This window comes from Planctomycetia bacterium, assembly GCA_021413845.1.
Taxonomy (GTDB): domain Bacteria; phylum Planctomycetota; class Planctomycetia; order Pirellulales; family PNKZ01; genus PNKZ01.
The window spans coordinates 147,071-171,465 of record JAIOPP010000006.1 but is presented as its reverse complement, the minus strand read 5'-3'; the positions used below and the strand labels follow the sequence as shown (position 1 = coordinate 171,465).

Here is a 24,395-nt window from a genome sequence, read left to right as displayed (position 1 = left end):
AACTCGAAATAATCCTATGACGAACGGTTTCCCTTCGCGTGCGCTACCGCATTCGGCAAGCTCGCCGCGATTGTTGTCGGCGGTGTGTTGTTGCTTCTGCGCACTCTTCGGCTTCGGCTCGGCGCTCGCTGCCCCGCCGGTAGCCTCGGCGGAGAACAAAGAGTCGGCCGCGGCCGACGTTCCGAGTTTCCGCGCCGACATCATGCCCATCTTCTTTCGTGCAGGTTGCAACGCCGGAACATGCCACGGCTCGGCGCGAGGCAAAGACGGCTTCATGCTCTCGTTGTTCGGCTACGACCCGAAGGGAGACTACGAGCGGATCGTTACGGAGATGATCGGCCGCCGCGTCAACACCTCGGTCCCTGAGCGCAGCCTCTTGTTGCTCAAAGCGACCGGCGACGTGGATCACACCGGCGGCGAGCTGTTTACGCGCGACAGCGTCCATTACCGCACCCTCTTGCGCTGGATCGCGGCCGGGGCGCCCGACGATGCGGACAAGGTGCCCGAAGTCGTGGAACTGAAACTCTCGGCCGACCGCTTCGTTTTCAAAAGCCCGGGCGCGAACGACCGCTTGCGCGTTACCGCGCGCATGAGCGACGGTTCGTCCCGCGATGTTACGGAGCTCGCCAAGTTCTTTTCCAACAACGATGCGGTGGCGAAGATCGACGCCGACGGCCGAGTGGTAGCCGCCGCCCAAGGCGACTCGAACGTCTTCGCCCGTTTCAGCCGCTTCACGCAAGGGGCCGAGGTTATCGTCTTGCCGAACGACGCGAACTTCGTTTGGCCCAATCCGCCGATCAACAATTATATCGACGAGCTCGTGTTCGATCGTTTGCAGAAGCTAAGCATCGCTCCTTCGGATCTGTGCGACGACGAAACCTTCTTGCGCAGAGTGTCGCTCGACCTCATCGCTCGGCCCCCGACGCCGCAAGAATATCGCGACTTCATGGCCGACACGCGTTCCGACAAACGGGCTCACAAGATCGACGTCCTCATCGCTTCCGACGACTTCGCCGACTATTGGACGTCGATGTGGGCCGAGCAATTTCGCATCAAAGGGGGGGGCTATGGACCGGACAAGACGTTCATCAAAGCCGCCGACGCTTTCTATGAATGGATCCGCAAGCAGATGCGCTCCGGACGGCCTCTCAACGAGTTCGTGGCCGACATGGTCACCGCTTCCGGCAGCAACCTCACTAATGGTCCGGTGAATCTCTACACGATGATGGTGCATAAGCCGCGGCTGAATCCGAAAGAGTTCGCCGCGGACTTCTCGCAGGTGTTTCTCGGCGTGCAGATTCAATGCGCCGAATGTCACAATCATCCGTTCGATCGTTGGACGATGACCGATTACTACGGCTTTACGAGCTTCTTCACCGGCATCGTGCGCAAGCCGGGCACCGAGCCGCGCGATGCCCGCATCTATTTCGATGTGAAAGCCCCGCCTGCGAAGCACTTGGTCGATAGCCGTCCGGTGCCCGCGAAGATTCTCGGCCATGTGGAGTCGGTGCCGGGAGACGGCGACCCGCGCAAGGCGCTGGCCGCATGGCTTACCGCTCCGGAAAACGAGCTGTTCAGCCGGAATCTCGCGAATCGGATTTGGGCGCATTACCTCGGACGCGGCATCGTGGAGCCGGTCGACGACGTGCGCGCGAGCAATCCACCGGTCAACGCGCCGCTGCTCGCCGCGCTGTCGCAACACTTAGTGCAATCGAACTTCAACCTGCGAAGTTTCGTGCGCGATATCTGCAACTCGCGCGTCTATCAACTCTCGACGAAGCCCAACGCGTCGAACCTGCTGGACACGCGGCAATTCTCTCACTCGCACTTGCGCCGGCTGCGCGCCGACGTGCTGTTCGATTCCTTCGCGGCCGTGTCGGGTGTCAAAACACAGTTGCCGTTCTTTCCGGAAGGAACACGCGCCATCGATTTTTATCCGCGCGGCGAAGGGGCGACCGAGGGGCCGCAATTCGGTTACCAATTCTTCGAGACCTTCGGCCGTTCTGATCGCAATACGATCTGCGCTTGCGCCACGAAGCGAGAGCCGACCCTTTCGCAGACGTTGCATCTAATCGTCGGCGATACGGTTCGCCAACGGGTTGCGGCCGGCGGCACTCTGCAAAAGTTGATTAGCACGGAGTCTGCTCCGGAGCCGATTATCGAGGAGCTTTTCGTCCGCGCGCTGAGTCGACGTCCGACGACAAAGGAAATGGCGGCCATGCGGGAACTCGTCGGCGACCGAGTGAAGGATGTCGCGGTCTATGAGGACATCTTCTGGAGCCTCATGAACTCGACCGAATTTTCCTTCAACTACTAACCGACATACGGCACTTCAATCTCAGCGGATATCAGAACGTCATGAACCGAGCGCTTCCGACCATTCTATCGGGCTTATTGTTGATTTCGGCGCCGGCTGCCGTCGGCGATTGCGCCGAGCCCGCCGACGCGCTTGTGAACTTCACCGATCACATCGCTCCGATTCTTAAGCAACACTGCACCTCCTGCCACGGCGAGACGCGAAAGAAAGCGGGGCTCGATTTCTCGAACTACGAAGCGGTGCTGCGCGGCGGTTCGGGAGGCAAGGTCGTCGTCGCCGGACGAGCGAGCAAGAGCCGGATGCTCGAACTAATGACGGCGGAGAACCCCGCCGAGCGGATGCCTCTCAACGGCGAGCTGGTTCCGGCGGAGCAGATCGCGAAGATTCGCGACTGGATCGCCGAAGGGCTGCGCGAGAGCGCCAAGAGCGGCGCGAATCTTCCGGAGATCGTCGAGTTTACGCCGAAAGATCCGACGTCGGGCACCATGGAACCGGCGCCGGTCCCCTCGAAGCTTCCGCCTATTACGCGCGTAAAAGTCCTACGGCCGTTCCCGGTGCTGGCTTTAGCCGCCGCACCTCGCGCACCGTTTTTTGCGGTCCCCGCTTACGAATGTATCGACTTCATCGATGCCGCGACGAAGGAAACGCTCGGTTCGATTCCGTTCGCGGAAGGGGAGCCGCATGTGCTGCGCTTCAACCGTTCCGGCTCGCTGCTCTTGGCGGCCGGTGGGCGGCCCGTCGAGAAAGGGATCGCCGCCTTGATCGACGTCGGCACCGGCAAGCGCTTGGCGACGATCGGCGACGAAGCCGATGCGGCTCTCGCCGCCGACCTTTCGCCCGACGAACGGCAAGTTGCGCTCTCGGGCACAGGACGTGTCGTGAAGATTTATGCGACTAAGGATGGCGCTCCGCTGCATTCGCTGGTCAAGCATACCGATTGGGTCACGGCACTCGCCTTTAGTCCCGACGGCAAGTTGCTCGCCTCGGGCGATCGGGTCGGCAATATCTATCTTTGGGATCCGCATACCGGGCAGGTCGTGCTACCGCTGGCAGACCACAAGGGAGCGATTCGCGCTTTGAGTTGGCGAGCCGACGGCAAGGTGCTCGCCACATGCGGCGAAGACGGGTTGATCGTCTGGTGGGACGTGGCGAAGGGAATGCCGATGACGGCTCAAGCCGAAGCGCACACCCGACAGCGCGCTCCGGGCGAATACGGCAAGATCGCCGGAGGGGTGCTCGATGCGACATTCGGGCCGCAGGGGCAACTTGCGACTTGCGGGCGGGATTATAAGGTGCGTGTCTGGAGCCCTGCCGGTAAGCTGCTGGAAGCTTTCTCGATCGCCGATCCCGCCCAGAGCGAGCCTGCGCGAACGAAGATCTTTCCGACACGCGTGGCAATCACGGCCGACGGAAAGACCGTCGTCGCCGGCGACTCCGCAGGTCGGCTCCATTCGTGGGCGATCACGGCGAAATAGAATGAGGTAGCGTAGCGATCGATCGATTTCCTCACGCGCGATTCTAGAACTATGGCCGAGCCGGTGAAGATCGCGGTAGTCGGTCTCGGTCGTTTCGGACGGCTGCACGCCCTGACGACGGCAGGCCTGGCCGAAGCGGAACTCGTCGGACTCGTCGCTCGCCGGCAGTCGGCTCTCGATGCCTTAGCGCTTGAGTTACCTGGCGTTCCGGGTTGGACGAGTCTCGACGACGCGATCCGTGAGTCGTCGGCCGAAGCTTGGATCGTGGCCTGCACGACCTCTTCGCACGTGGCGGTCGCGCGTGCCTTGTTGGCGGCGGGCAAGACGGTGCTGCTCGAGAAGCCGATCGCCGACGATCTTGAATCGTCGCGATCGCTGGCGCCGTTGGTTCGGCACGACTCCCGAAACCTGATGCTGGGGCATATCGTCCTCTTCAACAGTGAGTTTCGGCAATTGCGCGAGGAAGTGGAACGTCGCGGGCCGATCGCCTACATCGATTCGGTCCGGCATCGTCCGGCCAGCATTATCGCGAAGTTTCCGGGCGAGAATCCGTTGCAGGCCGCCATGGTTCATGACCTGTACATTGCGCAGGTGTTGATGAACCGCGCGGAGCCGACTCTGTTTCACGGACGCTATCATCGAACGTCGCAAGGCGAGGTCGATTTAGCCGTTGCGCGCCTGCAATGGCCCAACGGCGCGATCGGTTCGTTCGCCGCTTCTTATCTCACGCCGGCCGGAATGCCGCCGCGCGGCTTCGATCGAACCGAAGTATTCGGCGACGGTTGGTGTGCGCGCATCGAGCCGAACCCACGCCCTTTCGAGCTCTGGGCCGCGCAAGCGGAATGGCCGCTGGCCTTAGAAATCAGGACCGATCTCAACGGGCCGACCGGTATGATGGCCGAAGAGCAGCGCTGTTTTTGCCGAGTGGTACGTGGCTTACAAGCCGTACCGGTGGGGGCAACGTATGCCGACGCTCTTCAGGTGCAGCAATGGATGGACAACCTCGCGGCCTCGGCCGAGCGAAGCGTCGATTAATGTCACGCCCTTCCCGCGGCGCTACTCGGTTCATGCTAGACTGATGCCCGTTCGAGCGCTCGATTCGGCATGGTGCGTGGCTGCGAGGAGGTCGGCTTGCAAGTCTTGAAAAAAGGTCGCTTCCCAGCCTCGTCGGTCATGATCGGCATCGTCGTCGGCGGGATCGTCGGAACCGGATTAGCTCAAGGGGTCTTGTCGATCGTGGCTTGGCGTCGAGAAGTTCGTCGCGAGGCCCAGGAAGCGGCCGACATTATCGAAGCGGATCGACAAGAAAAAATGCGCCAACGGAATCGAAACAACTCCGACTGGCAAAAATGGTCGACACAGCCACGGAAGCCCTAACGCCGGACCTGAGGACGAGGTCACCGAAACTTAAGACCGGCGTCTACCGCAAATCAATCGGTCGCCGGGCCGTGGTGTGGAAAGGAAGCTCCACTTTTCGTCCGGTGCGCGCCGATTCATAAGCGGCGAACAGCACCTCGAGCACCGCTCGCGCATCTTCGCCGGTAACGAGCGGCGTCTTATCGTTTTGCACGCAATCGACGAAGTGTGCCATCTCTTGCGGAAAGCCGTAGTTCCAGGCTTCTTCGTACATCGTGAAGCTCCAGCCTTGTGTCGAGCCTGCTTTTTCGACGGCATAGTCATAGCCGCCGGCGCTGTAGGTTTTGATGGAGTTGCCCTGCAAGAGATCGGCATAAGCGACGCCCCCCGAGCCATGCACTTCGGCGCGGTCGTCCATGCCGCCATGCTTGGTCCAGCTCTCCTCCGCAAGCGCCACGACCCCGCCGGCGAACTCCAGAATGAGAATCGCATTGTCGTCGCCGCGCGTTTTGTCGGCATGCACTTGCGTGTTCATCTGCGCATAGACGGACTTGATGGGAGGACGCCCGAGCATCCAGCGGAAGAACTCGATGGCGTGGCAGCCCATATCCATCGTGACGCCGCCTCCGGAACGTTCGACGTCCCAGAAGTGTGCCGCATGCGGGCCGTCGTGTTTTTCCGACTGTTTGAGGAGCGTCGGTTTTCCGAGAGCGCCGGAATCGAGCAGTTGTTTCAAGCGAACGTATTTCGGCGCAAAACAAAGCTCTTCTCCATACATCAGCTTCACGCCTGCCTTGCGACACGCGGCGATCATGCGATCGGCCTCGTCGAGACTCAAACACAACGGCTTCTCGATAACGACATGCTTGCCCGCCGCCGCCGCATCCAACACGACTCGGCAATGAAGATCGTTGGGCACGCCGACGACGACCATGCGGATCTCGGGTTGCGCCAGCAACTCGCGATAGTCCGTGAACGCTTGGGGAATATCGAATCGCTTCGCAAACTCGTCGGCCTTGCCGGGAGTAGGAGATGCCACCGCGACGAGCTTCGCTTGCGAACACGCGCGCAGCGATTCCGCATGGATCGCGGAGATGAAGCCGGACCCGATGATGCCGACCGGAACGGTTGCCGTCATGGTGTGAACCCGAAGTGAAAGTAGGCGAAGCGCGCTTGAGCCGTAATGGCCGCCACCAATATAGTGGAATCGGCGACACGCTGGGCTTAAGACGATCCCGCCTATGCCGATGGAATCGGAGCGGCCTTTTCGATCGCTCGACGGCATCTTCACCGAGATTTATCGTGGCGGACGCGTTAAGCCCGCTGCGCCGCTACTTCCCGACGAACCAGGTCTTGGCGTCGGTATCGTCGGCAAAGAACTTCAACAGTATGTCGGCGACTTTTCTTTGCCCGGCATGGGTCGGGTGCGTGCCGTCTTCGGCGAGATCGCTCCGTTCCCAGATGAGGCCGTCTTGCTTGCGCGGCGTCATACCGTCGCCCCAGAGATAGGGCCCCCACAAGACGAGCGGCGTTTTGACCGAGCCTTGAGCCGCGTCGAAGTTCAGAGCGTCTTTTCCTTGGATTTGGTCGCGAATCAACCGACGAACGATGAACGCCCCTTCATAAGCATAGGGTTCGGGATTCAAGCGCGTGGTCGCATACCCGGCGTAGATTCGACTGCCGAGGTAAGCGATACGCAGATTCGGGAACTTCTCCTTCGCGAGTTGTAAGACGACGAGGGTGTCGTCGTAGAGTCGCTTGCCGTGTTCGTTCAACTCGCCGCTCGGTCCGGCGTTCGCCAACTTGATCCACGCAATTTGGACCTGTTCCGGCGAAACACCGGCCGCCGTGAGACGACGCTCTGCTTCGTCCCACGCTCGGGCATCGGCTCGAGCCCACGCTGCCATCGTCTGCCCTCCCTGTGCGCAATCGACGATCGTCAGTTGCGATGACTTCCGCTCTTCGGCGTCGGCGATGCGCTTGAAGGTGGAAAACTCTTGCGTAGCGTTCGACATGCTGATCGAGATCAGCACGATCTTGCCGTCGGGTGAGGGCTTGCCGTCGGTGCTGCGAGGAAGAATGCGCGCGGTTTCTTTTTTGGCCGCGGCCGCATGAGCCGACGGCGGCTCATTCTTGCCGCCTCCATAAAGCCCGCCATCTTCACCTTTATAAACATCTGAGGCGGTCATCTCGTTCAACGGCTTCAACCCGACGGACGTTCTGCCCGGCTGCATCGGCGCTCCACCTGGAGGGCGTCCTGGTCCTGGGCCCTGCCCTTGCGGCGCGTTCGCTCCTAAGCGAATCGCTCGGAGAATGATTCTGCCGTTGTTCGGCTCGACCGTAACGGTCACTTGGGCGTCGGCTTTCAACTCCGACGATTTTAAGCCCGCAGCGAGTTCCTTGCCGTCTTTGTCGAGAACTCGAAGGTTCCTGTCGGCTGTGAGCGTCCGATCTTGGCCGCCGGCGAAAACGACCAACACACCGTTCTCGGCATCGAGGCTCTTCAACGTTCCGACGGCATCGAAAGCCGAGAGCGAGCCCGCCGACAGCAAGATGATCGAACAAGTGAGCAGGAGCCGATGAACCATGATGGTCTTCTTGTAATGAATAGAGTAAAGAAATGGAGCGGCGATTAACTCATATCGCTCCACGACGTTTAACCCGAGCCGCACGGAAACGTTCCGGTCGTTTCTTAAAAATTCTTAGGGTCACCGCCGCAAAACCACGACCGTCTCCCTCGTAAACCCCTAAGCCTTGCGACGAGCGGACGCCTGCTAACTTTCGTTCCAGGGATTATAATCTCGCTCTCGCTGCGCCCGTCCCTCGGGTTCGGCGGGCGATCTCCCTTCCATCACCGCACGGCAGCAACGCGTCATGAAACGAATCCTTCTCGTGCTACTGATTTCCATCCTCGGCGATCTCGCTCAAGCTGCACCGGTGAAGCTGATCTTCGACACCGACATGGGCAACGATGTCGACGACGTGATGGCGCTCGCCATGATCCATAGCCTTCAACGGCGTGGTGCTTGCGAGTTGCTTGCCGTAACGGTCACGAAAGATCATCCGCAGGCGGCGGCGTTCGTCGATGCGGTCAACACGTTTTACGGCTACGGAAATACTCCGATCGGGGTCGTTCGCAACGGTGCGGCGAAGGAGCCGGGAAAGTTCAATCGCTTGGCCGACGAGAAGAACGCCGATGGTTCATTCCGTTATCCGCACGATCTGCTGAGCGGCGCCGACGCTCCGCAGGCAGTAAGCTTGATCCGCGAATTGCTCGTCGCTCAGCCCGACGACAGCGTCACGATCGCGCAGGTCGGCTTCTTCACGAACCTCGCGCAACTGCTCGACTCGCCGGCCGATAAGCATTCGCCGCTCGTCGGCCGCGACCTCATCGCCAAGAAAGTAAAGCTGTTGAGCATCATGGCAGGCGCATTTCAGACCGTGGATTGGAACACGCGGCACTTGGAATACAACGTGCAACTCGACGTTCCCGCCGCGCAGAAGCTGGCCCGCGATTGGCCGACGCCGATCGTGTGGAGCGGTTTCGAGATCGGCGTTGCGGCGGCGTTTCCGCATGTCGCGATCGAGCGCGACTTCGACTACGTGCCGCACCATCCGCTCAAGGAAGCGTACCTGCTTTACAGCCCCCCTCCGCACGACCGCCCGACGTGGGATCCAACGGCCGTGCTCTATGCGGTGCTGCCCGATCGAAACTATTTCACGTTGTCGCCGCTCGGCAACGTCACCGTCGAGAAAGACGCCGCCACGCTCTTTCGCCGAACCAAAGCCGGCGAAGGCCGGCATCGCTTCCTCGCGGTGAACCCGGAACAAACCGCGCGGGTCCGTGAGGCGATCGTGCAGTTGTGCGTAGAACCGCCGCCGGCGACGAAATGATTACCGCGCCGCCGCACGAACGAGGCGGAAGATTCCGCGGCCGGTCGCCGTCGTTCCCAGAGCGTAAACCTCGCCCCGTTCATCTTCGCCGAACGACAACAGCGGAACGCCCGGGCCCTTGATCGGTTGGTTCGCAACGACGCGGCCGAGTCGGTCGTCGTAGCGCAATGCCCAGATCCGATTCGAGACATGGTCGCCGTAGAGATAGGTGCCGTCCAACTCGGGCAGAGCGGTGCCGCGATACACAACGCCGCCGATGATCGAGGGGCCGAGATTGTGATGATATTCCCACACCGGTTCGGCTAGGTCTTCGCGCGGGCCGACCCCTCGTTCGCCGAAGGGGTGTAGCCCTTCGCGCAGGCTCCAGCCGTAGTTCGCGCCAGCCGTCAGAATGTCGACCTCTTCGAAAAAGCCTTGCCCGACATCGCCGCCCCAAAGTCGCCCGGTCTTGCGATCGAAGGCCATTCGCCAAATATTTCGGAGGCCGTAGCACCAGATCTCGGGAGCGGCTTCGGATCGAGAGACGAACGGATTGTCGGCGGGGATCGCATACTTCTTATCGCCGCTCTTAGCGTCGATGTCGATGCGCATGACTTTACCGAACAACGTCGCAAGGTTCTGGCCGTTGCGATGGGGGTCGCCCCCGGAACCGCCGTCGCCGTGCGTGATATACAAGTAGCCATCAGGACCGAAGGCGATCGTCCCTCCGTTGTGATTTTCGTGCGGTTTTTCGAACCGCAACAATTCTTCTTCGGAATTCGGATCGGCGATCGTCGGATCGTCTTGTTGCACACGAAAGCGAGAAACGACATTCGACATTTTCGCACGGCGATCGGTATAGAAGACGAAAAACTCGCCGTTCCGTCGAAACTTCGGATGAAATGCCAGTCCGAGCAATCCTTCCTCGTTGGCCTTGTCGCTGTAGCGCACGCGTGAGGAGAGATCGAGAAAAACTTTCGTCGCCGTCGCGGCGGCGTCGTTCGGAAACGAATGAATCACCCCTTGCTGAGTCGCCACGAACAGCCGTTGCGAATCGTCGCCGGCATGGGTGAGCAAGATGGGCCTGAAAACGTTTGTCTTACCGACGTCGCTGCCGTCGTCCCAACCGGTCCACGAAAGCTTCGTGAAAGCCGGCTCGAACATCACGGCCGGCGGCTGCTCGTCGACTTCCCAATCGGCGATCGTCGTAGAAAGCTTCGTCAACGTCCCCGCCTTCATGTCGGGAATGAGCAAGCTTCGGCCGCTCGCGTCCAAACAAGCGTCCGCACACGATTGGAATCCTTCGCCGATGAGGATCGGCTGCCGGCCGGTGCGCGGAATCGCGAATACTTTGCCGGTTTTCCATGAGGTGATGTAGAGTCGCCCGAAGTCGTCCCACACGAGCCCATCGGCACCATCGAGCCCTTCCGCGATTTTCGTCGCCGAGCGATCGGAGACGCGCACGCGATAGACCGCGCCGCTGCCGAAGTCGGTGATCAGGGCCGACGCCGAGCCGTCGAACAGCACACCGTTCGGAGTGTGCAAGTCGGGAATGGATTTTTGGTCGGCAACGGTCGTGATCTTATGCAGCCGAATGTCGATCCAAAACACTGCGCCCCCTTGTCCCTTGAGGTCGCCCGAGTCGCTTACTAAGAAGATCCCCGCCGTTTGATCGACGGCGATATCGTTCAAGAAGAGCGGTCGTGTCGGAAACTGCTCCGGGGTCGCGAAGTCGGTCACCTTTCCTTGCAGGTCGACGACGACGATTTTCGTGCGATCGGTAACGTAAAACGCGTCTCGATAGAACACGATTCCTTTCGGGTCGTCGAGACCGACGGCGAACGGTCGCGCTCGACCGTTTTCGACGACCGAGATCTTGCCGTCGCCGGCTTTATCGGGCTCTCCCATCTCCGTGACATACGACAATCCGCGCGGGCCGTAGCAAATCGACTCCGGATTCGTCAGGCCCGTAAGGTAGGGCGGCGGCATCTCGGCCTTCGCAGCCGTTGCGTTCAGCCAAGTAACGAGCACGATGAGCAAACGATGCAGCTTCATATTTCTCTCTACTGCGGCGCCGGTGCAGATCGTTGCGAACCAGCGGAATTTTTTACGTCAGGAATCCAGGTACAACTTCGTGAAAACGGCTAGCGATCGGTTCGGCCGGCGTAGGTCCGGCCGAGGACCTCGACGATCGCGCGGCGAACTTCGAGCGGCTCGATCGGGCCATGCCTTAACACCCTGGCGAGTGTAAGAGTATTGCGGACGGAAGCAAGGCTCCCACGGCATACGATCATCGGAATCTTGAAAGCGATGCTTACCGCACAGCAAGAAATTAACCAGGCGCTGAAGACTTCGAGTGCTTTGCTCGATCGGCTTGGCACGCGCTATCGACGTCGAATAGATAACCGGCGGCAGTCGTCGTCGTGCCTCGCTCCCAGGCGAGCAGCCATTGCTTCTTGTCGACGCCTCCGGCATAGCCCGTGAGTTTTCCGCTGGAGCCGACCACTCGATGACACGGCACGAGGATCGAGATCGGGTTGCGGCCGTTGGCGTTTCCCACGGCGCGCGAAGCGTTCGAGTTGCCGACCCGCTGAGCGAGTCCGCCGTAAGAGATCGTCGTGCCGTAGGGAATTCGCGCCAATTCCTTCCAGACATGCCGCTGAAACGGCGTGCCGATGAGCTTGAGCGGCACGTCGAAGGTTCGTCGCACCCCTGCGAAGTATTGGGCGAGTTGTTCGCGTACCACGGCGAACGATTCATCCGATCGTCGCCACGAGGCATCGGGCCCTTTCCAACCTTTGTGTTGCGGCAAGTAGAGACCGGTCACGAACTTGCCGTCTCCTTGAACGAAGAGTTGCCCTAAGGGAGAATCGACATAGCTATAGCAAGTCGTCTCGGTCATCGCTCGTTACTCCTTTCGTGACGTTCGTTTTCGAAGTGTCTTGAGGCTTTCCCATAAATGCATCGCCGCATAGGCCCGCCAAGGGCGCCACGGCTCGGCCGCTTTTTCCATTGCTTTCGCCGAGCTTGATCCCAAGGCTTTCATGAGTCCCAGGTCGCCGGTCGGAAAGGCGTCGGGCCATCGCAAGGCGCGCATGGCGATATACTCTGCCGTCCAAGGCCCGATGCCGGGAAGCTCCCTGAGTTTGCCGACGATCATAGTCGGGTCCGGGCCGGGATCGAGATCGATTTCGCCACGCGAAACCGCACTCGCAAAAGTTCGCAGGCTCTCGGCACGAGCACTCGGCAAACCCAGCCCGGCGAGCGTGCCGCTCCGAACGGCCGAGAGCACAGCGGCAGTAGGCGTGACGCGATTCAAGCAAGCCCACGGCGTTTCGATCGCTTCTCCGAACCGCTCAGCGAAGCGGCCGGCAAGCGTCGATGCACCGCGAACGGATACCTGCTGCCCGAGGATGGCTCGAATGCCGAGCTCGAACGAATCGAACGCCCCCGGCACGCGCAAGCCGGGCCGAAGCTCGACGAGCCGTGCAAGAAGAGGATCGAGCGCCAACTGCCCCGCGATGATATCCGGCCGGGCATCGAGATCGAACAAGTTCCGCAGGCGAACGAGCAGCGACGGCAGCGCGGGAGCAAGCGCCGACAAAAAGCCGAGCATCGCGGCCCAATCCAGCGGCGGACGATAGGCGAGCGTCAAGCGTAAGCAATCGGCGGCGTTCCCCTGCGACGTCGAGTGCCGCAGCGTGCTCGGAGTGAGCCGATAGTGGCTGCGAAACAGTGCATTAAAGCGTCGCACGCTTTCGAATCCGGCGGCGAAGGCGACTTGCACCATCGGCAATTGAGTTTCGGCGATCAAACGCTTGGCAAGGAGCAGGCGATTGGTTTGCGCCAGCTCGACGGGAGACACGCCGAACTCTTTGCGCACCGAGCGGCGCAACTGACGCGAGCTGAGCCCCAAGCCGGAGGCGAGTTCTTCGAGGCTGCCACGGTCGTTGAGCGCGCCGGCTTCGATGCGAGCCGCCGCGGCTCGCGCGATCGTGCGAGCGCTATCGACCGGCGCGTGACCCGGCGCAAGCTCGGGACGGCAGCGCAAACAAGGTCGAAACCCGGCTTGCTCGGCCAGCGCGGCAACGGCGAAAAACCGACAGCGATTGCGGCCGGGAGTTTTCGCCGTGCAAACCGGGCGACAGTAAATGCCGGTCGACTTCACGCCGACGAAAAACAACCCGTCGAAACGGGTATCGCGCGCGGTAAGAGCTCGGTAGCAAGCGTCGTCGTCGAAGTGCATGCCCTCATCGTAACCGCGACCACGGAACCGGCCGGCCGTTTTCGGACATCTAAGTGAGATTCTCGTTTAGCCGCTGACGTACGCATTCCTCGTCGGCGGAGTTTGTCGAAACGACAGGGGAATTCACCGCCGCATGCTTTTCGCGGGCGGAACGATCGGTTATATCGGTGGCTGGTTTCCGAGCGCCGGCTCGGCCCTATCGAAGTCCGGCGACGAATGACATGCGCGAAGACTACATCAATAAAAAGGAATCACACTCATGAAGGTATCCGTTGTCGCCCCCGTCTGGATGGCGCTCTTGCTCGGCAGCGTAGCGCTGGGGCAAAATCCTGCGACGGAATCGAAGCCGAAAGAATTCAAAGTCGGCGAACCTCTTGGCACGATCAACGAAGCGGGGAAGTTCACGACGATTACGCCGAACGTGAAGGTCTACGGCAGCTTCCGCTTTGCCGAGAGCGTTACTTACGATCCGACTCGCAACCTCATCGTCGTGATGAATGCCGGCGTGACGCAGAAGCAAGAAGAGAACGACGGCTACGTGTCGCTGCTTAATCCCGACGGCTCGGTCCACACGCCGAAGTGGATCGGCGCGACCCGCGACGGCCTAACGCTCAACCACCCGCTCGGCAGCGTGATTCAAAACGGAGTCCTCTACACCGCCGACATCGACGTCGTGCGCACGTTCGATCTCGCTACCGGACGTCCCGGTCGAGCCTTCCCTGTCGCCTCCGCGACTTTTCTCAACGGCATCGGCGTGACGAAAGACGGCACGATCTTCGTGTCGAACACACGCCCGCCGGAATCCGTTTTTAAGATCACGCCGAGCGGCGAGGCCTCGACCTTCGTGGCCGGTAAGCCGCTGGCGGCGCCGAACGGCGTGGCGATCGACAACGACGGCAACGTCGTGGTCGTGAACGTCGGCGACAACGCCGTGCTGACGTTCGATCCGGCGAACGGAAAACTGCTCCGCACGGAACGCGCCGCCGAAGGGGGCAACGACGGCATCGTCATCATGGCCGACGGCACCAAGTATGTGAGCAGCGTTCGCTTCGGCAGCGTATCGCAAATTCGTCCCGGCCAAGAAGCGAAGATCATCGCCGCCGGCATTCCGAGCGCCGCCTCGATGGGCTACGACCCGAAACAGAATCAGCTCATCATCCCGATGAACAACAACAACGCAGTCGCGTTCATCAAGCTCACGGAATAAAGTCGTTTCGACGTCGATCGAAATGAAGTTCCAGAAACACCAACGGGCGGCTCCATGCCGCCCGTTGGCGCGCGCCGAGGTACTGAAGGCCGATCATTGAAAGAGGAAAACGTCGCAGGCTTTCTCACGGCATTAATATTTCACCAGCAGAATACTTAGAATTTGCTCTTGAGTAGCGAAGCGACGGGCTGCCCGATAGCCTTAGGGGAACGCGTATTTGCCGGACGGTCGCTCGGCGTTCTCAGCGGTAAGGAATCTCACATGGAACTCGGGATGATCGGCCTCGGCCGGATGGGCACGAACATGGTCCGGCGCTTACTCAAGGCGGGGCATCGGTGCGTGGCCTACGACCTCCACGCCGATGCCGAGACGACCCCGCTGCGAAATCCCGAGCATTACGCCTACGATCTCAACCTCGCCGACATCGCCGAAGTGTGGCGACGCGGAAGCGTCATCGGCTCGTGGCTGCTCGATCTGACCGCCGCCGCCTTGCACGATAGTCCGGGCTTAGAGAAGTTCGCCGGTCGCGTCTCGGATTCCGGGGAAGGACGCTGGACGCTCACGGCTGCGATCGATGAATCGGTTCCGGTGCCGGTCCTCAGCGCCGCGGTGTACGAACGCTCTAGCTCGCGCGGCGAGGCCGACTTCGCCGATAAACTTCTTTCGGCGATGCGTTTTCAGTTCGGCGGTCACGTCGAAGCGGCCGCGGCGAAGGGGGGTGCCTGATGGAAACTTTGCCTTCCGATGCGCTCGTCTTCTTCGGCGCGACGGGCGACCTAGCTTATAAGCAAATCTTCCCGGCGCTCGCGGCGCTCGTTCGTCACGGCCGGCTCGAGATGACGATCATCGGCGTTGCGAAGTCGGGCTGGAACCTCGATCAGCTTAAGGCCCGTGCCAAGGATAGCCTAGAGAAGAAAGGGAAGTTCGACGAAGCGACGTATGCCAAGCTCTGCGCGCGGATGAACTACATCGACGGCGACTATGCCGACCCGGCGACCTTCGCGCAATTGCACGCGGCGCTCGGCGGCGCGCAGCGCCCCCTTTATTACCTCGCGATCCCGCCGAGCCTGTTCGGCACGGTCGCCGAAGGGCTCGCGCAGGCCGACTGCGTGAAGAACGCGCGCGTCGTGGTCGAAAAGCCGTTCGGACGCGATCTCGCTTCGGCCAAGCAATTGAACGAGACGCTGCATCGCTACTTTCCCGAAGAGTCGATCTTTCGCATCGACCACTTTCTCGGGAAGGAACCGGTGCAGAATTTGATCTACTTCCGCTTCGCCAACCCGCAGGTCGAAGCCGGTTGGAACAAGGAGCATATCGAAAGCGTGCAGATCACGATGGCCGAGAACTTCGGCGTCGTCGGACGAGGGAAGTTCTACGAAGAAGCCGGCGCGATTCGCGACGTCGTGCAGAATCACATGCTGCAAGTGGTCGCATGTTTGGCGATGGAATGCCCGTGCGGCACCGATCATGAAGCGCGACGCGACGTGCGCGGCCGACTGCTCGAAGCGGTTCGCACGCTCACGCCGGCCGATGTCGTACGAGGGCAGTATCGCGGCTATCGCGACGAAAAAGACGTCAGCCCGACGTCGACGGTCGAGACCTTCGCGATCCTCCGATTTATGATCGACAACGAACGTTGGCAGGGAGTTCCCTTTTTCGTGCGCGTCGGCAAGCGATTGCCGGTCACGGCGACCGAGGTGTTGGTCCGGTTCAAACGTCCGCAGAGGCCGGTGCTCGACGATACGTGCGAAGCACCCGACTGTTATTATCGATTTCGTTTGAGCCCCGAGATGGTGTTGGCTTACGGCACGCGCGTGAAGAAGCCGGGCGAGCGCATGGAAGGCGAAGGGGTCGAGTTGATCGCCCATCATCAACGCCCCGACGAAATGGAGCCGTACGAGCGCTTGCTCGGCGACGCGGCAAACGGCGATGCCTCGTTGTTCGCGCGCGAAGACTCGGTCGAGGCGGCCTGGCGCATCGTCGATCCGATTCTGAACGACGCGACTCCGCTCGCCGAGTACGACCCCGAGACTTGGGGGCCGGCCGCTGCCTCGCGCTTGACGCCCGACGCCGGCTGGCACGATCCGGCGGCGAAAAAAGCCTCGTAGCCGCACGTTGCCGTCCGTTTCGGCGACTTCAGGCTTGACCGCTTGCGTTCGTTGCTCGTATTCGCCACTCTTGGGTCCGGTCTCTGCGGTCATCAAGAAAGGAATTTCGTGCATAGTCCCGCCTCGACGATCTTGCTGCTTCTCACCGCCGTGACGGTTCTGGCTTTCGCCGCGCGTCGCCTGCCGATCCCTTATCCGACGTTGATGGTCGTGGCAGGCGCGGCGTTCGGTTGGATCCCGGGCCTGCCGGATATCGAGTTCGATTCCGAAACGGTTTTGCTCGTGTTCCTGCCGCCGCTCTTGTATGCGGCTTCCTGGCAAATGCCGTCGCGCGACTTTCGCGAAAACCTTCGTCCGATCTCGATGCTTGCCGTCGGTCTCGTCGTCGCGACGACGTTGGCCGTCGCCGCACTGACGCACTACTACATCGCGGACATGCCGTGGTCGTTGGCGTTTGCGCTCGGCGCGCTCGTGGCTCCGCCCGACGCCGTCGCCGCGACCGCCGTTACGAGACACGTTCCGCTGCCGCGCCGGCTGGTGACGATTCTTGAAGGGGAAAGCCTCGTCAACGATGCCACGGGGCTCGTCCTCTATCGGGTTGCCGTGGCGGCTGCCGTGACGGGAACGTTCTCCCCTTCGGCGGCGGCCTTGGAGCTCATCGTGGCCCCGCTCGGCGGCTTGGTGATCGGGCTCGCCGTCGGCTGGCTGGCGGTTCGGCTTCATCGACACCTCAACGATCCGACGGTCGAGACCGTGGCGACGTTGCTCACGCCGTTCGCCGCTTACCTTCCGGCCGAAGCGATCGGCACTTCGGGCGTGCTGGCGACGGTCGCCGCCGGAATGTACGTGTCGCATCATGCGTCGAGTATCTTTTCTCCCGCCACGCGCCTGCATGCCACGGCCGTCTGGAACGTCCTCGTGTTTCTCCTCAATGGGCTCGCCTTCATCCTGATCGGGTTGCAAATTCCCGACGTCGTCTATGCGGTCGCGCAGCGACCGGCGGGCCATGTGGTCGGCCTGACCGCGCTCGTTTGTTTGGCGGTCATCGGCGTCCGGCTGCTGTGGGTATTTCCGGCCGCTTATTTGCCGAAGCTGTTTTGGAATCAACTCTGTGCGTATGAAGCGGCCCCTTGCGCTCGCAACTTGGCCGTACTCGGGTGGGCCGGCATGCGCGGCGTCGTGACCGTCGCCGCGGCGCTCGCGCTGCCGCAGCTTCAAGCCGACGGCTCTCCGTTGCCGCATCGCGACGTTCTCGTGCTCGTCGCGTTTGCCGTGGTCTTGGCGACGTTGGTCATCCAAGGGCAAACATTACCGGCCGTGATTCGCTGGTTCCACGTCACGCCGGAGTCCGATCATCGGACGCATAGCGACGCCGAAGTTCGGCGCGAGATCCTAACGGCAAGCATGAGCTATCTCGACGGCTCCGCGCGAACCGATGAATCGGAAAGAGGAATGGTTAGGCATCTGCGCGAACGCTACGAACACTTGCTGACCGCCGTAGCAGTGACGAGCGATGCTCACGCCGGCTACCTAGGCCGGTTGCAACTCGAAGTGCTCGCCGAGCAGCGCCGAAAACTAGCCGAACTCAACGCCGCCGGAACGGTGTCTCTCGAAACGTGTCGGCGGATCGAACGGATACTCGACTTGGATGAGGCCCGCGTCGAAGAAATCTTAATCGGCCCATCGACTAACGAAGAGTGAGAGCGCACCCTCAGTTCTTTGCCGCTTGCAACTTACTCACGATCGAGAGGATCGTCGGTTCCGCGGTAATTTTGAGCCTTGGAACGGTAATGCAACCGGTGGCATCCGCGCGGACCTCGCCTTGAGCCGTGCCGAAGGTCCAGCGAAACGTTTCGCCCGGAGCGGCTTTGAACGTCTGCAACCGGCGGAGACTGACGTCGCTCGTCGCTTCCGCGGGAATCGTAAACGTCGTCTTGAGCTCCGCGGGCTTAGTGAGGAACAGCGACATCTCCAATCCCGTCGAGCTGTCGGAGATGTTCTTCCAACGGAAAAAGGCGTTGATCTGACCCGGCTTCGTTTCGGTCATGTGGTCCGGCCAAGGGAGCGGGTCGTTCGTCGAAGCGTCGGTGAAGACGGGATAGGCTTCGTTCTTTTTTACGCCGAGCCAGTCGAACGAATTGATCAGGTCGTTGACCTTCATGATGTTCGCATGGTTGTTCGCATGGCCGAACGGGCCCCAATAGAAATAGAGGGCGTACTTCCGTTGGTTCATCGCCTGCGCGAAAGTATCGTGCCCCTTGGCCCAAGTGTCGTTCGGGGCCGAGTAGTCGACGACGATCGGCGGATCGGCTAGCGTCGTGCCGACGGGGACCGTCTGCGGAGGGAAGTACATCCGATTCGAGACATGTTCGACCTTGGCTGGGACGTTGGCCTTGATCGCGGCGAAGACATCGCCGTGGCGCATGCCGATGCCGAGCGTGCCGCTGCCTCCCATCGAGTTGCCGCACAAATAAACTCGGTTCTCATCGAGGTCGTAGTGCTTGATCGCCCATTTCACGGTGTCGATCACTCGTTTGTCCGTCGGGCTGACTTCCGCCTGGTTGTACTTATTGCTCCCCCACCACCAGTCTCCTTTATTGGCACGGCAATCCAAATACAGCGCGAAAAACTCCGGCGGAGCATGGTAGATATCGTGGTTGCCGACTTTCGTCATGCAGGCCAAGCAGGAGTGGACATCGTGACCTGCGGAATGCAGCACGACATACAACGGGGCCTTTTTCAAATCCTGCTTGGGATGCAGCACCAAGAACGTATCCTGCTGCGGCGCTTCGTAGCCCCATTCCTTTCGGGCTCCATGCTTGAAGGTCTCGAGCTTTCGCTCCGTGAACACCGATTCCTTTTCTCTTTCCGGAGGCCATTCGGCGGCATCGGTCCTTGCCGCCGCAGCGAACGTGAAGACGAGTACCGTCGCGAGCATTATGTTTTTCATTGCGTTCCCATGCCGTCTTGTTGCGTTACTCATCACCCGCAGTCTGCGATCGGCGCTCTATGCCAACAGCGCCTTCACCGGGTGCGCCGGTTCCACGCCGGTTACTTTCGCGTCCAGTCCTTGGAACTTATACGTCAGACGACTGTTGTCGATGCCCATGCAGTGCAGGATCGTGGCGTTCAGTTCGTTGAGGCTTACGGGGTTCTCGACGACGTTGTAGGAGAAGTCGTCGGTTTCGCCGTGTGAGATGCCCCCTTTGATGCCGCCGCCGGCCATCCACATGCAGAAGTTGCGAGGATGATGGTCGCGACCGTAATTTTCTTTCGTCAGCGTTCCTTGCGAATAAACGGTTCGCCCGAACTCGCCCCCCCACACGACGAGCGTATCGTCGAGCAAGCCGCGCTGCTTGAGATCGAGCACCAGCGCCGCGGTTCCTTGATCGGTGTCTTTGCATTGGTTGCCGAGTTGCTTCGGCAAGCCCGCGTGTTGATCCCAACCTCGATGGAAGAGTTGCACCACGCGCACGCCTCGCTCGATCAAGCGCCGCGCTAAGAGCGCGCTATGTGCGAACGAGCCCGGCTTCTCGATGTCGGGCCCATACAATTCGCGCGTGCTTTGCGACTCCTTCGAGAGATCCGTCAGGTCCGGCACGCTGCGCTGCATCCGAAACGCCATCTCGTATTGCGAGATGCGGGCCTGAATGTCGGGATCGCCGAGTTGCGCGAAGCTCCGTTGGTTGAGTTTGCCGAGCGCGTCGAGCATCGTGCGGCGCTGTTCGGTGTCGATGCCCGCGGGGTTCGGGAGATAAAGCACCGGGTCGCCCCCGTTGCGCAGCGTGACCCCTCCGAAGCGGGTCGGCAAGAATCCGCTGGCCCACATGCGCGAGAAGAGCGCTTGGCCGTTGCTGCCGTCGGGGAAACGGGGCGTCATCGCGACGAACGCCGGCAGGTCGTTGTTTTCGCTGCCGAGACCGTATGCCAACCAAGAGCCGAGGCTCGCGTAGCCGGGCACTTCGTTGCCGGTCATCACGAAAGTGCAGGCCGGATCATGATTGATCGCGTTCGTATTCACGGTTTTGATCAGTGCGATGTCGTCCACGATCTTCGCCGTGTGCGGGAGCAGCTCGGAGTTCATCCAACGGCCGCACTTCCCTTCTTGCGTGAACTTGAACTTCGACGGCGCGACCGGAAACCGCGTTTGGCCGGAGGTCATCGTCGTAAGACGCTGATTCTTGCGCGCGGAAGCCGGTAGATCTTTGTCGAAGTGTTCGTGGAGCTTCGGCTTATGATCCCAAAGATCGAGTTGCGACGGCGCGCCGTTCATGTGCAGATAGATCAGCGACTTCGCTTTCGGCTGAAAATGCGGCAGGCCCGGCAACGCCGGATGGACGCGACCTTGGCCCGACACCGGCGACGGTGAAGCCGCGCCGAGGCTCATGCCGCCGCTCGCCAACGCCAGCGCGATGCCGCCGAGTTTGAGGCCGGAGTCGCCGAAAAACTGACGGCGAGTGTGCAATAAATTTTGCTCGAAGATCGGGTCCATATTCATTCGTCCGCTAGGCGGGTGGAGGAAAAATTTGAGTATCGATTCAGCGCAGCATCAGTTGCGATTCAACGTCTCGTCGAGGTTCAAAAGCATGCCGGCCGTGAGGGTGTAGGCGGCCAGTTCGACCGGCGCGAGCTTGGCATCCGGCTTCGATTCTCCATGCGCGATCGCAAGTTTCGCGCTTGCTTCGTCTTTCGCGAACTTCGCGCGGTGCGCGGCAAGCTCCTCGAGCACGATCTTCATCTCATCGGCTTCCGGCTTGCGCGACAGCACGACACGGAACGCGAATTGAATCCGTTCTTCCGGCGTCTTGCCCCCTTCTTTCAACATGCGCTCGCCGAGCGCTCGGGCCGCTTCGATGTGCTGCACGTCGTTCATGAGCTGCAAGGCTTGCAGCGGCGTGTTGCTCCGCTCGCGCCGGGAACAGAATTGTTCTCGGTTCGGGCCGTCGAAGTTCACCATAAACGGCGGCGGTGCCGTTCGCTTCAGGAACGTATACAGGCTGCGTCGATACAACGCCGAGCCGGTATCTTGCTTGTAGTTACGCGTGTTCGAGCCGACGAAGCCGACAGGTTCCCACACGTTCGGCGGTTGGTAAGGGTTCACCCCTTTGCCTCCCATCGTGTGATCCATGAGCCCGCTGACGAAGAGAACGTTGTCGCGGAGTTGTTCGGCATCCAAGCGGAAGCGCGGGCCACGCGCGAGCAACCGATTCTCAGGATCACGCTCGACCAAGGCCGGCGTCACGCGGGCCGTCTGTTTGAACGCGGCCGACGTCAGCATTAGTCGGATCAAGCCTTTCACGTCCCACGGGCCGGCGCTATCTTTCGCCGCTTGCTCTTTCGCGGCCGGCGGGTTCGAGCCGTGCATAAATCGGAGCGCCAACCAATCGAGCAGTTCGGGATGGCTCGGCGGTTCTCCTTGCGAACCGAAGTCGGCGCTCGAGCGCACCAAACCGGTGCCGAAGAATTGTTGCCAGAAGCGGTTCACGGTCACGCGCGCCGTCAACGGATTCTCCGGCGCGACGAGCCAGCGGGCGAGATCGAGCCGCGTGGCCCGCGCTTTCGGATCGGCCTTCTTGAGCGGCGGCAGAACCGCAAGCACCGCCGGTTCGACCTTTTCGCCCGGCTGATTGTATTGGCCTCGAATCATCACGAAGCTATCGCGCGGCGTCGGAAGATCGTTGTAGATGAACGTGCTCGGGATCGTCTTGTCGAGCGCGTCGAACTTGGCTTTGGCATCGGCGAGCTCCGCCGTCGGTTTCTTGAGCGACTCCTTCGTGTCGACGCATACTTGTTGAATGTAATAGTCTTGCAGCAGTTTCTCTTCGGCCGGAGTAAGCTTCTTCGCGAGCCCTGCCTTGAGAACTTTATTTACGTCGACCGACACTCCTTGCGTGTCCTTGCCTGCGGCGCCTTTGCGCCAAGCGAGCAGCGAGCGCTCGGGATCGGCTCCGGGATCGGTGCGGCCGGTCATGCCGACTTTGTCCCAAGTCACGGTGCCGTCTTTTAGCGTGAGGGAGAAGCCCGTGATATCGTCGCCCGGTTTCAAGCCGAGCTTCTCGGCCGAGACGACGAGCCGCGTCCATTCACCGGCCGGCGGCAACGGACCCATGTGGACACGCTGCCTCGTTCCTTTCGCACCTAGTGCAATGGCATCGACATTGCCCCAGACGGCCCGTTGGTTCCAGCCGCTGTTGTGTAGCTGCAGCATGACGGCTTTGGGCGGATCTTGCGGGTCGATGAGCACGTGTAAGAAGAACTCGGCACCCGGCGGAACGTCGAACGGCACCGCACCCCCGGCGTAGAAGTCTTGCGCGAGGCCCCCTTCGGTTCGGCGCAGCGCTCGCTTGCCGCTGACGACATCACCGGCCTTCGTCGAGGTGATCCACTGCGCGGGGACGGTCGGTGGTTGCGATTGCAACTTCGCGCCGGCCGGGAAGTCGTCGTCGAGCCAGATCGTTTCCTTTTCTTCGATCGGAGGCTTCGGCTCGATCGTCGCCGGGTCGACGTATTTCACTTTCGCGATCGCTTCGTCGATCTGCTTTTGCGCGGATGTGATGCGAGCTTGAAGCTCGGCGAGTTTCTTGTCTTGCTCGGTCGTGGCGAGTTTCAAGACGGGTTTCGTCAGTAAGAGGTTCCCGTCGGCGCCGGGATCGGCCGCGGAGTTGAAGAACGCGTACATCGAATAGAACTCGCGATGCGAGATCGGGTCGAACTTATGATCGTGGCACACGGCACAGCCGCCGGTGAGCCCGAGCCAAACTTCCATCGTGGTGCTCGTACGGTCGACGGCGTAGCGATACAAGAGTTCGTCGTTGATCGAACCTCCCTCGCTCGTCGTGACGTTGCAGCGATTGAAGCCGGTCGCGGTCTGCTGTTCTTTCGTTGCGTTCGGGAGCATGTCGCCGGCGATCTGCTCGATCGTGAACTTGTCGAACGGCTGATTCCGGTTGAATGCTCCGACGACCCAATCGCGATAGGCCCACATTTGCCGCTCGTTGTCGAGATGCAAGCCGTGTGTGTCGGCATAGCGGGCCAGATCGAGCCAGTAGCGAGCCATCTCTTCGCCGAAGCGCGGCGAGGCGAGATACCGATCGACCATCCGTTCGTAAGCATCGGGCGAGCGGTCGTTCACGTAGTCGTCGACTTCCGCCGGAGTCGGCGGCAGGCCGGTGAGCGAGAACGCCACGCGACGCACGAGCGTCTCGCGCGAGGCCTCGGGATTCAGCGCGAGCTTTTCACGCTGGAGTCGGTCGAGAAGAAACGCATCGAGCGGGTTCGAAGTTTGACCAGCCTTGGAAGATTCCAACTTCGGCACTTCCACCTTCGCGGGTGCCTCGAAGGCCCAATGCTTTTGATATGGGGCTCCTTGCTCGATCCACCGCCGGATCAAATCTTTTTCCGAAGCGGTCAACGACTTATTCGAATCGGCCGGCGGCATTCGCTTCTCGGCGTCCGTCGTGATGATCCGCTGCCAGAGCTCGCTCTTGTTCAAATCGCGCGGCACTAAGGCTCGATGTCCGTCGTGGTCGGCGATCGCTCCTTCGAGCGTGTCGAGTCGGAGCTCCGCTTCGCGATGCTTGGCGTCGAGCCCATGACAAGCGAAGCATTTGTCGGACAGAATCGGCCGGATATCGCGATTGAACTCGATGGGAGCCGACGATTCGGCTGCGGAAAGCGTGGAACCATACGCGACTAGGAAGACCGCAATCGCGAAGAAATTTAGCGAGCTGAGCTTCGGCATACTACGGCAGAGCATTCGTCGTACCTCTGGATTCAAGCGAAATACCGGATTGATTGATGGAGCCACCGCCAA

At 61.0% G+C, this 24,395-nt stretch carries 17 protein-coding genes; 9 read left to right on the top strand and 8 right to left on the bottom strand.

Annotated elements, in window-relative coordinates; translation table 11 throughout:
- The first annotated feature begins 16 nt into the window (after nucleotides 1-16).
- The 4 genes from K8U03_01175 (at nucleotide 17) to K8U03_01160 (ending at nucleotide 5,169) form a co-directional block, all read left to right on the top strand.
- Entirely contained in the window at nucleotides 17-2,317 is a 2,301-nt protein-coding gene (locus K8U03_01175) for a DUF1549 and DUF1553 domain-containing protein (GenBank protein ID MCE9603494.1), read from the top strand.
- Nucleotides 2,318-2,358: 41 nt separating this feature from the next.
- Nucleotides 2,359-3,792 carry a hypothetical protein gene (locus K8U03_01170; protein ID MCE9603493.1) on the top strand — a complete coding sequence of 478 codons (1,434 nt, stop codon included), beginning with the start codon at nucleotides 2,359-2,361 and terminating at the stop codon, nucleotides 3,790-3,792.
- A 51-nt stretch (nucleotides 3,793-3,843) separates the two neighbouring features.
- The gene (locus K8U03_01165) at nucleotides 3,844-4,827 is read left to right on the top strand and encodes a Gfo/Idh/MocA family oxidoreductase (protein MCE9603492.1); all 984 of its coding nucleotides are present in this window, start codon (nucleotides 3,844-3,846) and stop codon (nucleotides 4,825-4,827) included.
- Between the two features lie 96 nt (nucleotides 4,828-4,923).
- Nucleotides 4,924-5,169, top strand: coding sequence for a hypothetical protein (locus K8U03_01160; GenBank protein ID MCE9603491.1), 246 nt, complete (start codon nucleotides 4,924-4,926; stop codon nucleotides 5,167-5,169).
- Between the two features lie 43 nt (nucleotides 5,170-5,212).
- Here K8U03_01160 and K8U03_01155 read toward each other — a convergent pair whose 3' ends face one another.
- Together K8U03_01155 and K8U03_01150 are read right to left on the bottom strand one after the other, a co-directional pair.
- Nucleotides 5,213-6,286, bottom strand: coding sequence for a Gfo/Idh/MocA family oxidoreductase (locus tag K8U03_01155; GenBank protein ID MCE9603490.1), 1,074 nt, complete (start codon nucleotides 6,284-6,286; stop codon nucleotides 5,213-5,215).
- Between the two features lie 193 nt (nucleotides 6,287-6,479).
- Nucleotides 6,480-7,736 (bottom strand): hypothetical protein, encoded by a 1,257-nt coding sequence (locus K8U03_01150; GenBank protein ID MCE9603489.1) that lies wholly within the window; start codon nucleotides 7,734-7,736, stop codon nucleotides 6,480-6,482.
- A 286-nt stretch (nucleotides 7,737-8,022) separates the two neighbouring features.
- Between K8U03_01150 and K8U03_01145 the strand changes: the two genes are divergently transcribed.
- Nucleotides 8,023-9,042 (top strand): nucleoside hydrolase, encoded by a 1,020-nt coding sequence (locus K8U03_01145; GenBank protein MCE9603488.1) that lies wholly within the window; start codon nucleotides 8,023-8,025, stop codon nucleotides 9,040-9,042.
- Here the strand turns inward: K8U03_01145 and K8U03_01140 are convergent, their stop codons facing one another.
- The 3 genes from K8U03_01140 to K8U03_01130 all read right to left on the bottom strand — a co-directional run bounded on the left by K8U03_01140 (nucleotide 9,043) and on the right by K8U03_01130 (nucleotide 13,267).
- The gene (locus tag K8U03_01140; protein MCE9603487.1) at nucleotides 9,043-11,076 is read right to left on the bottom strand and encodes a PQQ-dependent sugar dehydrogenase; all 2,034 of its coding nucleotides are present in this window, start codon (nucleotides 11,074-11,076) and stop codon (nucleotides 9,043-9,045) included.
- A 277-nt stretch (nucleotides 11,077-11,353) separates the two neighbouring features.
- On the bottom strand, nucleotides 11,354-11,923 hold the full coding sequence (locus K8U03_01135; protein MCE9603486.1) for a methylated-DNA--[protein]-cysteine S-methyltransferase: 570 nt from the start codon (nucleotides 11,921-11,923) through the stop codon (nucleotides 11,354-11,356).
- 6 nt (nucleotides 11,924-11,929) lie between these two features.
- Entirely contained in the window at nucleotides 11,930-13,267 is a 1,338-nt protein-coding gene (locus tag K8U03_01130; GenBank protein ID MCE9603485.1) for a helix-turn-helix domain-containing protein, read from the bottom strand.
- A 259-nt stretch (nucleotides 13,268-13,526) separates the two neighbouring features.
- Here K8U03_01130 and K8U03_01125 point away from each other — a divergent pair, with 259 nt between their 5' ends.
- From K8U03_01125 to K8U03_01110, 4 genes are all read left to right on the top strand, one after another.
- Nucleotides 13,527-14,474 carry a gluconolaconase gene (locus tag K8U03_01125; protein MCE9603484.1) on the top strand — a complete coding sequence of 316 codons (948 nt, stop codon included), beginning with the start codon at nucleotides 13,527-13,529 and terminating at the stop codon, nucleotides 14,472-14,474.
- A 261-nt stretch (nucleotides 14,475-14,735) separates the two neighbouring features.
- Nucleotides 14,736-15,200, top strand: a complete 465-nt coding sequence (locus K8U03_01120; protein MCE9603483.1) for a hypothetical protein — start codon at nucleotides 14,736-14,738, stop codon at nucleotides 15,198-15,200.
- On the top strand, nucleotides 15,200-16,582 hold the full coding sequence (gene zwf / locus K8U03_01115; GenBank protein ID MCE9603482.1) for a glucose-6-phosphate dehydrogenase: 1,383 nt from the start codon (nucleotides 15,200-15,202) through the stop codon (nucleotides 16,580-16,582). The genes K8U03_01120 and zwf overlap by 1 nt, the downstream gene beginning before the upstream one ends.
- A 108-nt stretch (nucleotides 16,583-16,690) precedes the next feature.
- Nucleotides 16,691-18,283 carry a Na+/H+ antiporter gene (locus K8U03_01110; protein ID MCE9603481.1) on the top strand — a complete coding sequence of 531 codons (1,593 nt, stop codon included), beginning with the start codon at nucleotides 16,691-16,693 and terminating at the stop codon, nucleotides 18,281-18,283.
- A 10-nt stretch (nucleotides 18,284-18,293) separates the two neighbouring features.
- On the opposite strand, the gene K8U03_01105 is transcribed toward K8U03_01110, so the two are convergent.
- The 3 genes from K8U03_01105 to K8U03_01095 are packed head-to-tail and all read right to left on the bottom strand — an operon-like array spanning nucleotide 18,294 to nucleotide 24,323.
- Nucleotides 18,294-19,565 carry a prolyl oligopeptidase family serine peptidase gene (locus K8U03_01105; GenBank protein MCE9603480.1) on the bottom strand — a complete coding sequence of 424 codons (1,272 nt, stop codon included), beginning with the start codon at nucleotides 19,563-19,565 and terminating at the stop codon, nucleotides 18,294-18,296.
- 24 nt (nucleotides 19,566-19,589) lie between these two features.
- Nucleotides 19,590-21,074 (bottom strand): DUF1501 domain-containing protein, encoded by a 1,485-nt coding sequence (locus K8U03_01100; GenBank protein MCE9603479.1) that lies wholly within the window; start codon nucleotides 21,072-21,074, stop codon nucleotides 19,590-19,592.
- 57 nt (nucleotides 21,075-21,131) lie between these two features.
- Entirely contained in the window at nucleotides 21,132-24,323 is a 3,192-nt protein-coding gene (locus K8U03_01095) for a PSD1 and planctomycete cytochrome C domain-containing protein (GenBank protein MCE9603478.1), read from the bottom strand.
- Between the last annotated feature and the right edge of the window lie 72 nt (nucleotides 24,324-24,395).

What these genes read in the sequence shown, in the direction of transcription:
- K8U03_01165 (MCE9603492.1), top strand. Translation starts at nt 3,844, where the DNA reads ATGGCCGAGCCGGTGAAGATCGCGGTAGTCGGTCTCGGTCGTTTCGGA.
- K8U03_01135 (MCE9603486.1), bottom strand. Translation starts at nt 11,923, where the DNA reads ATGACCGAGACGACTTGCTATAGCTATGTCGATTCTCCCTTAGGGCAA.
- K8U03_01155 (MCE9603490.1), bottom strand. Translation starts at nt 6,286, where the DNA reads ATGACGGCAACCGTTCCGGTCGGCATCATCGGGTCCGGCTTCATCTCC.
- K8U03_01145 (MCE9603488.1), top strand. Translation starts at nt 8,023, where the DNA reads ATGAAACGAATCCTTCTCGTGCTACTGATTTCCATCCTCGGCGATCTC.
- K8U03_01150 (MCE9603489.1), bottom strand. Translation starts at nt 7,736, where the DNA reads ATGGTTCATCGGCTCCTGCTCACTTGTTCGATCATCTTGCTGTCGGCG.
- zwf (MCE9603482.1), top strand. Translation starts at nt 15,200, where the DNA reads ATGGAAACTTTGCCTTCCGATGCGCTCGTCTTCTTCGGCGCGACGGGC.
- K8U03_01140 (MCE9603487.1), bottom strand. Translation starts at nt 11,076, where the DNA reads ATGAAGCTGCATCGTTTGCTCATCGTGCTCGTTACTTGGCTGAACGCA.
- K8U03_01120 (MCE9603483.1), top strand. Translation starts at nt 14,736, where the DNA reads ATGGAACTCGGGATGATCGGCCTCGGCCGGATGGGCACGAACATGGTC.
- K8U03_01130 (MCE9603485.1), bottom strand. Translation starts at nt 13,267, where the DNA reads ATGCACTTCGACGACGACGCTTGCTACCGAGCTCTTACCGCGCGCGAT.
- K8U03_01170 (MCE9603493.1), top strand. Translation starts at nt 2,359, where the DNA reads ATGAACCGAGCGCTTCCGACCATTCTATCGGGCTTATTGTTGATTTCG.
- K8U03_01095 (MCE9603478.1), bottom strand. Translation starts at nt 24,323, where the DNA reads ATGCCGAAGCTCAGCTCGCTAAATTTCTTCGCGATTGCGGTCTTCCTA.
- K8U03_01100 (MCE9603479.1), bottom strand. Translation starts at nt 21,074, where the DNA reads ATGGACCCGATCTTCGAGCAAAATTTATTGCACACTCGCCGTCAGTTT.
- K8U03_01105 (MCE9603480.1), bottom strand. Translation starts at nt 19,565, where the DNA reads ATGAGTAACGCAACAAGACGGCATGGGAACGCAATGAAAAACATAATG.
- K8U03_01175 (MCE9603494.1), top strand. Translation starts at nt 17, where the DNA reads ATGACGAACGGTTTCCCTTCGCGTGCGCTACCGCATTCGGCAAGCTCG.
- K8U03_01125 (MCE9603484.1), top strand. Translation starts at nt 13,527, where the DNA reads ATGAAGGTATCCGTTGTCGCCCCCGTCTGGATGGCGCTCTTGCTCGGC.